14 protein-coding genes are annotated in these 12428 nt (G+C 65.1%); 5 read left to right on the top strand and 9 right to left on the bottom strand.

Going from position 1 to position 12428, the window contains the following annotated elements:
- The first annotated feature begins 3 nt into the window (after positions 1-3).
- Both murJ and thpR read left to right on the top strand, forming a co-directional pair.
- Positions 4-1542, top strand: a complete 1539-nt coding sequence (murJ, locus tag WDM86_19895; GenBank protein ID MEI9992287.1) for a murein biosynthesis integral membrane protein MurJ — start codon at positions 4-6, stop codon at positions 1540-1542.
- A gap of 2 nt (positions 1543-1544) precedes the next feature.
- On the top strand, positions 1545-2078 hold the full coding sequence (gene thpR / locus WDM86_19890) for an RNA 2',3'-cyclic phosphodiesterase (GenBank protein ID MEI9992286.1): 534 nt from the start codon (positions 1545-1547) through the stop codon (positions 2076-2078).
- On the opposite strand, the gene WDM86_19885 is transcribed toward thpR, so the two are convergent.
- Positions 2075-2473 (bottom strand): metallopeptidase family protein, encoded by a 399-nt coding sequence (locus WDM86_19885; protein ID MEI9992285.1) that lies wholly within the window; start codon positions 2471-2473, stop codon positions 2075-2077. The genes thpR and WDM86_19885 overlap by 4 nt on opposite strands.
- Before the next feature lie 36 nt (positions 2474-2509).
- Between WDM86_19885 and WDM86_19880 the strand changes: the two genes are divergently transcribed.
- The gene (locus WDM86_19880) at positions 2510-2797 is read left to right on the top strand and encodes a 4a-hydroxytetrahydrobiopterin dehydratase (GenBank protein ID MEI9992284.1); all 288 of its coding nucleotides are present in this window, start codon (positions 2510-2512) and stop codon (positions 2795-2797) included.
- 43 nt (positions 2798-2840) lie between these two features.
- Here the strand turns inward: WDM86_19880 and WDM86_19875 are convergent, their stop codons facing one another.
- The 8 genes from WDM86_19875 to WDM86_19840 all read right to left on the bottom strand — a co-directional run bounded on the left by WDM86_19875 (position 2841) and on the right by WDM86_19840 (position 11039).
- The gene (locus WDM86_19875) at positions 2841-3011 is read right to left on the bottom strand and encodes a hypothetical protein (GenBank protein MEI9992283.1); all 171 of its coding nucleotides are present in this window, start codon (positions 3009-3011) and stop codon (positions 2841-2843) included.
- Positions 3012-3108: 97 nt separating this feature from the next.
- Complete coding sequence (locus WDM86_19870; protein ID MEI9992282.1) at positions 3109-3966, bottom strand: MBL fold metallo-hydrolase; 858 nt, start codon at positions 3964-3966, stop codon at positions 3109-3111.
- 174 nt (positions 3967-4140) lie between these two features.
- Positions 4141-4302 (bottom strand): hypothetical protein, encoded by a 162-nt coding sequence (locus tag WDM86_19865; GenBank protein ID MEI9992281.1) that lies wholly within the window; start codon positions 4300-4302, stop codon positions 4141-4143.
- A gap of 234 nt (positions 4303-4536) precedes the next feature.
- Positions 4537-7047, bottom strand: a complete 2511-nt coding sequence (locus tag WDM86_19860; protein MEI9992280.1) for a TonB-dependent receptor — start codon at positions 7045-7047, stop codon at positions 4537-4539.
- Between the two features lie 186 nt (positions 7048-7233).
- Positions 7234-9174, bottom strand: coding sequence for an acetate--CoA ligase (gene acs, locus WDM86_19855; GenBank protein ID MEI9992279.1), 1941 nt, complete (start codon positions 9172-9174; stop codon positions 7234-7236).
- Positions 9175-9225: 51 nt separating this feature from the next.
- The gene (locus WDM86_19850; protein ID MEI9992278.1) at positions 9226-9513 is read right to left on the bottom strand and encodes a type II toxin-antitoxin system RelE/ParE family toxin; all 288 of its coding nucleotides are present in this window, start codon (positions 9511-9513) and stop codon (positions 9226-9228) included.
- Positions 9514-9795, bottom strand: a complete 282-nt coding sequence (locus WDM86_19845; GenBank protein MEI9992277.1) for a hypothetical protein — start codon at positions 9793-9795, stop codon at positions 9514-9516.
- A gap of 68 nt (positions 9796-9863) precedes the next feature.
- Positions 9864-11039 carry a CoA transferase gene (locus tag WDM86_19840; GenBank protein MEI9992276.1) on the bottom strand — a complete coding sequence of 392 codons (1176 nt, stop codon included), beginning with the start codon at positions 11037-11039 and terminating at the stop codon, positions 9864-9866.
- A 55-nt stretch (positions 11040-11094) separates the two neighbouring features.
- On the opposite strand from WDM86_19840, the gene WDM86_19835 reads away from it, so the two are divergent.
- Complete coding sequence (locus tag WDM86_19835; protein MEI9992275.1) at positions 11095-11679, top strand: hypothetical protein; 585 nt, start codon at positions 11095-11097, stop codon at positions 11677-11679.
- Positions 11680-12426, top strand: a complete 747-nt coding sequence (locus tag WDM86_19830; protein ID MEI9992274.1) for a creatininase family protein — start codon at positions 11680-11682, stop codon at positions 12424-12426.
- Positions 12427-12428 lie beyond the last annotated feature (2 nt).

Raw genomic sequence — 12428 nt, 5'->3', positions numbered from 1 at the left:
GCGATGTTCCAGCGGCTCCTCTCGGTCGGCGGTTTCACGCTCCTGTCGCGCATCACCGGCTTCGCGCGCGACATACTCATGGCGGGGATCATCGGCGACGGCATCCTGTCCGACGCCTTGATCGTCGCCTTCATGTTTCCCAACTATTTCCGCGCGATCTTCGGCGAAGGCGCGATCAACCCCGCCTTCCTGCCGCGCTATGCCGCGCTGCAGGCGCGGGGCGAGTCCGATGCGGCCGCCAGGTTCGCCGACCAGATTTTCTCCTGGCAGATGCTGGCGCAGCTCGCGATCCTGGTCGGCGGGCTTTTTGCGATGCCCCTTATAGTCAGCGTGCTGGCGCCGGGCTTCGCCGAGAATCCGGCGCAGATGGCGCTAACCGTGGACCTCGCGCGCATCACCTTCCCCTATCTGATCCTCACCCTGGTCGCGATCCAGCTTTCGGCGATGCTGAACGCCATCGACCGGTTCTGGGCCGCCGCCGCGTGGTCGAATTTCCAGAACCTCGGCATGATCGCGACGCTGGTCTGCTGGCGCTGGTTTCCCAATGCCGCCTATGCGGCTGCCTGGGGCGTGCTCCTTGGCGGCTTCGCGCAGTTGTTCTTCATGCTGTGGGCGGCGAAGCGCGACGCTCTCGACTTGCGCATCGTCTGGCCGCGCTGGACGGCGGAGGTGAAGGAATTCTTCAAGGCGCTGGGCGCCGTGACACTCGGCACCGCCACGACGCTGATCGCGCCGATGATCGACACGGTGCTGGCGAGCTTCCTCGCCACCGGAAGTCGCACCGCGCTCTATTACGGCGACCGGATCAACCAATTGCCGCTGGGCGTGCTGGGCATCGCGCTCGGCACGGTCCTGCTGCCGCGGATGTCGTCGCTCCTGGCGAAGAACGACCGCACCGGATCGGATGCCGCGCAAAACAATGCCGCCGCGCTGACGCTGCTGCTGACGCTGCCCTTCGCGGCGGTGTTCGTCGCGATCCCGGACACGATCATGACGGCGATCTTCGCCCATGGCGCCTTCGACGCCCGCGCCGCGGCGCAGGCCGCGACCGCACTGGCCGCTTACGGCGTGGGACTGCCCGCCTTCGCGCTGGTGCGCATCTTCGCCTCGACCTTCTATGCCCGCCACGACACCGCGACGCCGGCGCGGATCACTTTCGTCGCTTTCGGCGCGAACATCGCGATGAAGCTCGTCCTGGTCTGGGGTCTCCATCTGGGCGTCGCCGGGATCGCGCTCGGCACCGCCTTCGGCGCCTGGCTCAATGTCGGGCAATTGATCTGGACCGGCCGCAGCCGTTCGCTGCTGGTGATCGATGCCAACCTCAAGCGCGCCCTTCTTCCGACCCTGTTGGCCGCCGCCGCCGCCGCCGTCGGCGCCTATGCCGGCATTCACTTGACCGCGCATGCCGCTGGTGCGCCCTGGCTCAGGGACATGATCCACCTGGCCGCGGCCGCGGGCCTGGGCGGCGGCCTTTATCTTGTGATTGTCCTCGCCTTCCGCCGGATGCTGCCGCTGGGCCGCCTGGCGCGTTCCAAGAGCTAGCCATGCAGCGCCTGTTCGTCGCCCTTTCGATCCCCGACACCGTCGCGCAGTCGCTGGCGCTGCTTCAGGCCGGCGTGCCCGGGGCGCGCTGGCAGACGCGCGAGCAGCTTCATCTGACCCTGCGCTTTATCGGCGAGGTCGACGGGCGTGACGCGGCCGCGATCCACGACGCGCTGGCGACGATCGCGGCGCCCACCTTCACGCTCGAACTGCACGGGGTCGGCGAATTCGGCGGCAAGCACCCGCACGCGCTGTGGGCCGGGGTGCGGCCCAACGAGGCGCTTCTGCACCTCCAAAAGAAGATCGAGACCGCGATCCAGCGCGCCGGCCTTGCGCCGGAGCGCCAGAAATACACGCCGCATGTCACGCTGGCCCGCCTGCGCGGCACGCCGGTCGGCCGCGTGATGGACTATCTCACCGATCACGCGCTCTACAGTTCGGTGCCGTTCCCGGTCGCCGGCTTCATCCTCTATTCCAGCGTCCTGACCAGCAACGGCAGCATCTACCGCGCCGAACAGGCCTATAGATTGCGCTAGCCCGCGTCCTCGATCCCATGCATGTCGTCGTCCGACAGCCCGAAATGATGGCCGATCTCGTGGATCAGGACGTGGCGCACGATGTCGCCCAGCGTGTCGGCATGCTCGGCCCAATAGTCGAGGATCGGCCGGCGGTAGAGGAAGATCATCGTCTGATACCCGTGGACGCGGCCGGCGATCTCGTCGGCGAGGCGCGGGCCGTGGAACAGGCCCAGGATGTCGAACTCGCTTTGCAGCTTCATGTCGCGGATCACGTCCTCGTCGGGAAAATCCTCGATGCGAAAGACGATGTCGCCGGTGAGGCCGCGGAACTCGCGCGGCAAGGCCTCGAAGGCGCGCCGCGCCAGCTCCTCGAAATCGGCGAGCGAAGGCGATTCGATGTCGTTCCAGTCCATGGCGCGCTAGACTAACGGCAAACCGGGAGAGAATTCATGACAAAACTGACCGCCCCCGCGCGCGACGCGGCGCTGAAGTCGCTGGCGGGATGGAAAGAGGTCGCCGGCCGCGACGCCATCGCCAAGACCTTCGAATTCAAGGACTTCAACCGCGCCTTCGCCTTCATGACGCGCGCCGCCCTGCTGGCGGAGAAGATGGATCACCATCCCGAATGGTTCAACGTCTACAACAAGATCGAGGTCACGCTTTCGACCCACGACGCCGGCGGCGTGACGCAGAAGGACATCGACATGGCGAAAGCGATGGACGGCTACGCGGCGTGATCCGCGCCCGCCGCCTTCGCGCGGCGGGCACGGCCGTTCGAACTCAGAACGGGATCTGGTGGTAGTAGAGCGCTGCCGCCGTCGCCGAAGCGATGAATGCGGCGAGCAGGAGAAGCAGCACGGGATGCCGGAACGGCGATCTGCGCTGCGCAATCCGGTCGAAATGGTCTTCGAGCGTGTTCGGATTGACCAAGGGCCCAACGAGCGACGTCATGTCAGTGCCTCCTATTACAACCAAGGGGCGGCGCATGTAGTCTTCATTGCCCCCCGGTGCAATAGGGAATTCGCGCCAGCGGGCTTTTTCTTCGCCGCTAGGCCTCCAGGCGATAGCCATCGCCGTCGCGCTTGATCCATCCCGCCGTCGGCGCGGCGAAGTGCGAGCCGATGATGAGGATCGGCTTGTCCGCCCAATCCTGAAACACGGCGCGCCGTGTCGCCACCGAGGCTTTCTTGTCGCTGTCGTATTCGGTCGACCAGTCCGGCCGGCCGATCTGGCAGGGATGGTGGATCATGTCGCCGGTGATCACGGCGGTCTCGCCCTTGGATTCGATCATCACGCTGACATGGCCGGGCGTGTGGCCGGTCGTCGGGATCAGGCGCAGCTCCGGCGAGATGCGGTGGTCCAGCGCCACCGTCTGCGCCAATCCCGCTTCGACGATCGGTGTGACCGAGTCCGACATGATGTCGGCCATCTGGTCCTCGTCGGATGCGATCCAGTGTTCGTAGTCCTTCGCGCTGAACAGATAGCGCGCGTTGGGAAAGGTCGGCACCCATTTGCCGTTCTCGAGCATCGTGTTCCAGCCGACATGGTCGACATGGAGATGGGTGCAGACCACCGCGTCCACGCTTTCGCGTGTGAAACCGGCGGCCACCAGGTCTTCGAGGAACGCCGTATGCAAGGCATTGCCGCCCAGCTCCTTGCGCGGCTTGTCGTTGCCCATGCAGGTGTCCACCACCAGCTTCAGGCCCGGTGCGTCCACCAGCAGGGCGTGAAACGACAGCCGCAGCTCGCCCTTGGGCGTCACATAGTTCGGCCAGAGCCATGGCATGGTCTTGAGCGCCTCCGGCGTCGCGTCCAGCATGAAGGGAATGGGGCCGTCGACGGCGGCGTCCACCGCCATCTCCACCACGCGCGTGACGGTCACGTCTCCGATCTTCCACGTCAGCATGTCGTTGCCCTCCCGTTTTCGCCGAGCCTAACCCGCACGGCGACGCGAGCAAGGGTCGCCGCGCGGACATTCATTCCGGCTTATCGGACGACTTCGCTGTGACGTCCGAGCCGTAGCGCTGGCGGTGGAGAATGTTGATGCGCTGTCGCGGGAGGCCGAAGCCGTTCGAGGCTCTCAGAGCGACAGGTAAAGGATCGCGGCGGCAATCAGCCAGAAGGCGATGCACCCCGCCACGGCCCAGCGCACGAAACCGCTGTCTGTCCCGTCGATCGACGGCCGCGGGCGGAAGTCGTCCTCGAACGAGCGGATGGGGATCAGGGGGTCGGTAAGAGTCATGGCGTGCACAACCCAAATTTCTCGTTGCGAAGTCTGCGCCGATTCCGGCCGCAGCAACACTCCTCTAGGTTACATAGCGTGCGATTAACTCGTTCTGAAGGGGGCGTTCGGATTTTGATGCGTTCGCCGCGCGGATTTGCTGCGCTGCGGTTTTCGCAGGTGCACTTTGCTGCACTGCACGCATCCAGACCGCGAGGCGGACCCGCCCAAAGGCGGATACGCGCTGTTGCCGCGTTACTTCCGGATGGAAATGCTCACGCCGTAGAAGCGGGGCTCGCCGGCGATGAAGGTCGGGATGCCGAAGGCATCGCCCGTATTGCCGGCGTCCTTGATGTATTTCTCGTCGAACAGGTTGTTGGCGAACACCCCGACCGTCCACTGCGTTCCGTCCGGCTGGTAGGTGAGGCGGGCGTTGAACAGGCCATAGGGCTTCTGCAGCTCGTCCTGCTTGGTGTCGGGCAGGATGTGGCTGGTCTGCAGCGCCGGTATGTCGTTGTCGTCGTCGAAGAATATCTTGGACTGCCAGGTGAAGGTCGGCGTCAGCGTGAAGCGGCCGCCGAGCGCGTCCTGGCGCAGCGAAAGCCCGAGCGAGAGCTTGTTATCGGGCGTCAGGCGGAACTGGTTGCCCTTGAAGATGCCGCTCGCGAAGCGGGCATGGCTGTAGGCATAGGTCGCGAACAAATCGGCCCAGTCGGCGATCGCCCAGTCGGCCTGGCCTTCGAAACCGTAGGCGTTGGCCTTGCCGGCATTGGTGGTGACCAGCACCGCGCCCTGCTGGATCGTCGTCTGGAAGTTGGTGTAGTCGTAATAATAGAGCGCGGTGTCGAGGCGCAGCGTTCCGTCGAGCGTCAGCGCCTTGGCGCCGATTTCGTAGGAATCCACGATCTCGGACGGCACCGCGGTGAACACGCCGGCGCCGAACGGCGCGGCCGGCGCCTGTGCTTCCAGGTCGACCGGGCGGCGGCCGCGGGCATAGGAGGCGTAGAAGCTGGTGTTCTCGTCCGCCGCATAGCGCGCGACCGCGCGCCAGGTGAAGGCGCCGTCGGTGTCGCTGTCGGAAATGCGCGCGCCGTTGTTCGCCGTCGGCTGCGCCACGATGCCGAATTGCGGCAGGAGGGCAGCGGGTATGAGCGCGGCGCTGCTCGCGCCCGGCAGCGCGAGGCCGCCGAGCACGGCGTTGCGCAGCGGCGCGGGCAGGCCGAGCGCGCCGATCACCCCGCCGAGGACGGAGCGGCCGTTGTTCAACTCGCTCGCCGAGACGCCGCTGGTCTTGTCTTCGGTGCTGTAGCGCAGACCGGCGGTGAACTCGATTCTGTCGGTGACATGCCAGGTCGCCTCGCCGTACCAGTCATAGGCGTTGGTGAGGCCGAAATTGGTGTACTGCTCCTTGGCATTGTGGCGCAGATTGGCGGCGATGGCTTGCGCCTCGGCGAGGGGCAGGGCGACGCCGGAATGCGCGGCAAGGCCCTGCAGCAGGGCCGGCGCGATCAGCGTGGCATAGGTCGGCGAGTTGAAGAAGGCGGCGGGCTGCGGCGTGGGCGCCGTGATCTGGCCGGTAAGAAGGGCGAGCGCCATGTATTCGTCGATCTCGTCCGGCACGCGCTGAAAGCCGTCATCGTGATAGTAGCTCACGCCGGTGAACCAGCTCACCGGCCCGCCGTCGTCGAAATTGAGGCGGAATTCCTGGCTCGCCTGTTCGCCGCGCGCCTGCTCGGCGAAGGTGAGCAGCGGCAGCGAGAAGCCGTCGGGATCGAACACTTCGAGGCTGTCGAAATCGCGATAGGACGTGATCGAGCTCAGCTTGTAGCGGTCGTCGAGGTCGTAGCTCATGAGCCCCGTCACGCCCCACACCGTGCGGTGGATGCCGAGCGGACCGTCGGGGAAGTCCGAAGCCGCCGAAGCCGCGATCCCCGAATTGTGATCGAGATTGCCCAGCACCGTGCCGGTCGCCGGATTGGTCGGCACGAAGGTGCCGGATTTGAAGCCGGTGTCGCTGGGCGTATCGCGCTGATAGTTGACGATCAGGTCGGCGCGGAAATCGGAGCTCGGCTGCCAGCCCAGCGAGACGCGGCCCGCCCCGGTGCGCACGCCGTTGAAGTCCGGCCCGTCGAGCAGGTTGTCGGTATAGCCGTCGCGGATCTTGTAGCGGCCGGAGGCGCGGATTGCGAGCGTGTCGTCGATCGGGATGTTCACCATGCCCTCGACCATGCCGTAATCGTCATTGCCGTATTCGCCGCCCGCCGACCAGTCGAAGGCGGTCGGATCGGCCTTGGCCTGGACGATGTTCACCGCGCCGATCAGCGCGCTGCGGCCGTACAGGGTCGATTGCGGGCCGCGGGCGATCTCGATGCGGTCGAGGTCGAACAGCTCGACATAGGAGCCGCGGGATTTGGAGATCGAAACGCCGTCCTGGAACACCGAGACGCGCGGTTCCTGCGTCGACTCGCCGGAATCGGAGGTGACGCCGCGCATCACGAAGCCGGGATTGTTGACCGACTGGTTCTGGACCTCGAAGCCGGGGACAAAGAGCGACAGCCTGTCGAATTCCTGGATACCGACGGTGTCGAGGAACTTCCTGCCATAAGCGGTGAGCGCGATGGGCACGTCGATTGAATTCTGTGGGCGCTTCTGCGCGGTGACGACCACGACCTCGATCTGATCGACGGCGGGCGCTTGCGCGACGGCGCAAGTCGGAAGGACGGCCGCCGCGACGGCGTATTTCAGGAAACGGATTCTGCCGGACATGATGAACCCCTACGCAACCAAGTGGCGGTGCTAGGGGAAGCGCATGTCAGCCGCGTGACTGCGAGGCGTCGTCTTTGTCGCGGCCGCGCGGAATGCGCGACATCCGCCATGCGGTGAAACCGCGCAGAGAAAATTTACGGCGTTCGTCCGCTCACGGCGCGATCACGATGGCGCGCGAACGTGCGATCACGATTTGACGACCGCGTTCTTTACCAAGTCCGCCACCACGCTCGGATCGGCCAGTGTGGAGGTGTCGCCGAGATTCGACGTGTCGCCCTCGCCAATCTTGCGCAGGATGCGGCGCATGATCTTGCCGGAGCGCGTCTTGGGCAGGCCGGGCGCGAACTGGATGACGTCGGGCCGGGCGATCGGGCCGATCTCGTGGCCGACCCATTGCTTGAGCTCGCGGTTGAGCGCCTCGCTCGGCTGCACGCCGACCTTCAGCGTGACATAGGCGTAGATGCCCTGGCCCTTGATGTCGTGCGGATAGCCGACGACCGCCGCTTCCGCAACGTCATGATGCGCCACCAGCGCGCTCTCGACCTCGGCGGTCCCGAGGCGATGGCCCGAGACGTTGATCACGTCGTCGACCCGCCCGGTGATCCAGTAATAGCCGTCCTCGTCGCGGCGGCAGCCGTCGCCGGTGAAATACTTGCCGCGATAGGTCCTGAAATAGGTGTCGATGAAGCGCTGGTGGTCGCCATGGACCGTGCGCATCTGCCCCGGCCAGCTATCGAGCAGGCAGAGATTGCCGCTCACCGCGCCCTCCAGAACATTGCCGTCGGCGTCAACGAGCTGCGGCCGGATGCCGAACAAGGGCTTGGCTGCCGAGCCGGGCTTCAGGTCGGTCGCGCCAGGCAGGGGCGAGATCAATATCCCGCCGGTCTCGGTCTGCCACCAGGTGTCGACGATCGGGCAGCGGCCGTCGCCGACCACGCGGTGATACCATAGCCAGGCTTCCGGATTGATCGGCTCGCCGACCGATCCGAGCAGGCGCAGCGAGGCGCGGCTGGTGGATGTCACATGCGCGTCACCCTCGCGCATCAGGGCGCGCAACGCGGTCGGCGCGGTGTAGAAGATGTTGACCTTGTGCTTGTCGATGACCTGCCAGAAGCGCGAGCTGTCCGGATAGTTCGGCACGCCCTCGAACATCAGCGTGGTGGCGCCGTTGGCGAGCGGGCCGTAGACGATGTAGCTGTGCCCCGTCACCCAGCCGACATCGGCGGTGCACCAGTAGATGTCGCCGTCGTGATAGTCGAACACGTAGTGATGCGTGAACGCGGTGTACATCGCGTAGCCGCCGGTGGTGTGCAGCACGCCCTTGGGTTTTCCGGTCGAGCCGGAGGTGTAGAGGATGAACAGCGGGTCCTCCGCGCCCATCTCCTCGGGCGGGCAGTCGTCCGACACCTTCGCCGCCGCCTCGTGATACCAGACGTCGCGACCGGGCTTCATGGCGATGACGCCGCCGGTGCGCTTGACGACGATCACGGTCTTCACGCCCGGCGCTTTTTCCAGCGCCTCGTCGGTGTTTTTCTTCAGCGGTATCGGCTTGCCGCCGCGCAGGCCCTCATCCGCCGTCAGCACGATCGTGGAGGCGCAGTCGGTGATGCGCCCGGCGATGCTGTCCGGCGAGAAGCCGGCGAACACCACCGAATGCACCGCGCCGATGCGCGCGCAGGCGAGCATGGCGTAGGCCGTCTCGGGGATCATCGGCAGGTAGATGGTGACGCGGTCGCCCTTCTTGACGCCTTGGGCCTTCAGCACATTGGCGAAGCGGCAGACCTCGCGGTGCAGCTCCGCATAGGTGATGTGCCGGGACTCGGAAGGGTCGTCGCCCTCCCAGATGATCGCGGTCTGCTGGGCGCGCGCCGGCAGATGCCGGTCGATGCAGTTCGCCGAGATGTTCAGCGTGCCGTCCTCGAACCATTTGATATGGAGATCATCCGGATTCCACGAAACGTTCTTCACCTTGGTGAAGGGCTTGATCCAGTCGATGCGCCGGGCCTGCTCGCCCCAGAACCCGTCGGGGTCCTTGATCGAGCGCTCGTACATCGCCTCGTATTTCGCGGCGTCGATATAGGCGCGGTCTTTCCATTCCTTCGGAACAGGGATCAGGGTATCGGACATGGCGTTTCCCGGGCTTGTTTGCCGCGATATTGGCGGGGGCGGGCCGGGGGTTCAAGAAGGCGGTTTCGGCCACATTTGCGAGGTATGATAAACGCGAAGCAATTCAACCTCACCATCCAGTTTGATGCGATAGATAAGTTTGAATGGCGTCTTCGCGACAAAGAACTGCCGGGTGCCGGTTTCGGGCCCGGGACGGCCAAGCCGCGGGAAGCGGTCCAATCTTTCGGCTGCCGTCGTCAGCCGTGTGACGATCCGGTCTGCGGCCACTTCGCTATCCCGAGCGATGAAAGCCCACGCCTCGCCGATGTCATACACGGCTTCCGGCGCCCAGGCGACCATTTATGCGGCTCTGCGCCGCTCACGCTTGCGCTTGGCGATATGCGCTCGAATTTGACGCAGGGCTTCATCGTGAGAAACCGATTCGCCTCGATCCGAGGACGCGATCGCCTCACGGATACCCTGAACGGCCCAGCCGTCATAATCCAAATATTCCTTGAGAATGCCTTCAACCGCTTTTGATTTCGACTGTTCGTGAAATCGGGCGTAGGTCTCAAGTTTCTTTTCGAGCTTCGGCGCAATACGCGCGGTAACGGTTGCGGATTTAAGCGTACGCTTTGCCATTCCACTCTCTCGCGATAATTGTACACAATGTATACAATTTCACCCGATTGCGCAATTGGTCAGGACGGTTATTCCGCCGCTTTCCCAACCCGGCCCAGCACCGCCTCGGTGCTCGCGCCCGGCTTCTCCGGATTGCGCCGCACGCTCGCCGGCGTCTTGGAGAATTTGACTGGCGGCTTCATCGAGCGCCATTGCCCTTCCGTCTCGTGCGGCAGGACCTCGAAGAAGCCGACCGCTTTCAGATGTGGGTCTTCCAGCACGTCGTCCATCTTGTTGGCGCGCATGATCGGGATGCGGTGGCGCTCGCCCAGCTCCATCCATTCCTCGGTCGTGTGCGTCAGCGCCGCCTGGCGCATCGCCTTGTTGTAGAGCGCGACCTTTTCCTTGGCCGTCTTCGCCGAAACGAAATCCTCGCTGTTGTAAAAGTCTGGGATGCCGCCCAGCTTCATGAAGGTGTCGGCGCCCTCGCGGCCCGAGGGCATGGTGGCGAGCCAGCCGTCCTTGGTCCGAAAGCAGGCGCGGTCCGGCGCCAGCGCCGGCGTCGAGCCGACATGGCCGACCACCGGCTCGAACGACGCGCCGTACAGATGCTCGACCATCAGGAAACTCGTATAGCTTTCCAGCATCGGCACCTCGACGAACTGGCCCTCGCCGGTGCGCTCGCGATGGAAGAGGGCGGCCAGCGTCGCGTAAAGCGCGTGCAGTCCGCTGACCTTGTCGGCGACATAGCTCGGGAACATCCGCATCGTGCTCTCGCCGTTCGCGTCCAGGATCATGTCGGCGCCGCCGCTCGCCGCCTGCACCAGATCGTCGAACGCCTGCCGCCCGCCATAGGGCCCTTCCGAGCCGTAGCCGACGCAATGGACATAGACCATCGACGGATTCACCGCGTGCACTTGGCTATAGCCGAAGCCGAGCTGGTCCATCGCGCTGCTGCGCACATTGTGGATGAACACCTGCGCCGTCGGCAGCAGGGTGCGCAGCTTCTCGCGATCCGCCTCGATCTTGAGGTCGAGCGTCACCGAGCGCTTGTTGCGGCCGAGCATCATGAAGGTCGAGCCCATGTCCTTGGATTTGTTCTGCTTGAAGCCGAAGCGCTGCTTGTCGCCGCCCGGCGCCTCGATCTTGATGACCTCGGCGCCCAGATCGCCCAGGGTTTGCGTCGCGTAAGGTCCGAAGATGAAACTCGTCAGGTCGATGACCGTGACGCCGTCGAGCGGCCCCGTTTTCTCACTCGCATGCATGGGAGAAATCCTCGAAATTGCGTATGGTCGGATGGCGATTGGGAGAGACTAAGCCATGGCGGGAAAGGGGCAAGCGGCCAAGGCGGCGGCCGGGCCGGCCAAGCCGATCATGACCGACGCCGGCATCGCGGCGAAGACCGGCCACGACTGGGACTGGTGGTTCGCCGCGCTGGACAAGGCGGGCGCGGCCAGGCTCGACCACAAGGGCATCGTCGCGCTGCTCAACGGCAAGATGGGCGCCGGCCGCTGGTGGGGCCAGATGATCGCGGTGTCCTATGAGCGCGCCCGCGGCATAAGGGCAATGAACCAGAAATGCGACGGCGAGTTTTCGGTCGGGGTCACCAAGGTGTTCCCCGTGCCGCTGGCAAAGCTCTACGCGGTCGTGACGGATGCAAAGGCGTGGCCCCAATGGCTGCCGGCCGGCGCATTCGAGGAAACCTCGCGCACCGAGAACAAATATCTGCGCGCCAAATGGAAGAAGGACGCCCGCATCGCGATCGGTTTCTATGCGAAGGGCGACGACAAGGCGCAGGTCGCCTTCGACATCGGCAAGCTCTCCAGTTCCGACGCGGTCGAGGCCGAGCGCGCGGCGTGGAAGAAGGCGGTGGACAAGCTCTCCAAAATACTCGAAAGCAACTGAATGCAGCTCCATCTCTCCGCATGGCCCGAGATCGAGGCCTATCTCGCCAAGTCCAAGGCGATCCTGATCCCCATCGGCTCGACCGAGCAGCATGGCCCCAACGGCCTGCTCGGTACCGATGCGCTCTGCCCCGAGATCATCGCGCGCCGCGCCGGCGACGAGGCCGGCATCCTGATCGGCCCGACCTTCAATGTCGGCCAGGCGCAGCACCACATGGCGTTCCCGGGCACGATCACGTTGCGCCCCTCCACCATGATCGCGGCGATGACCGATTGGGCGCAGTCGCTGACACGCCACGGCTTCGAGCGCATCTATTGGCTTAACGGCCATGGCGGCAACATCGCCACCATCACCGCGGCGTTCGCCGAGATGTATCACGGCGTCACCTTCGGCGATCCGGGCTCGAACAAGCCGCCCTTGCGCTGCATGCTGCGCAATTGGTGGGAGCTGGCCGGCGTGATGGATCTGTGCCGCCAGCTTTTCCCGGTGGGCGAGGGCAGCCATGCCACGCCGTCGGAAGTCTCCGTCACCTATTTCGGCTATCCCGAGGCGATCAAGCATGTCGCGATGACGCCGAAGATCGCGCCCAACGGCCCGATCTACGACGCGGAGGATTACCGCCGCCGCTTCCCCGACGGCCGTATCGGCTCCGACCCGAGCCAGGCCAATGTCGAAGCCGGCGGCAAGATCGTCGCTGCCGCGGTGAAATCCGTCATCAGTGAATTCCGCGGCTTCGCGGCCTCGTAACC

It is taken from the genome of Rhizomicrobium sp., assembly GCA_037200045.1.
Classification (GTDB): Bacteria; Pseudomonadota; Alphaproteobacteria; order Micropepsales; family Micropepsaceae; genus Rhizomicrobium.
Note: the sequence above shows the minus strand (reverse complement) of the source record. Positions and strands in the feature narration are given on the sequence as shown.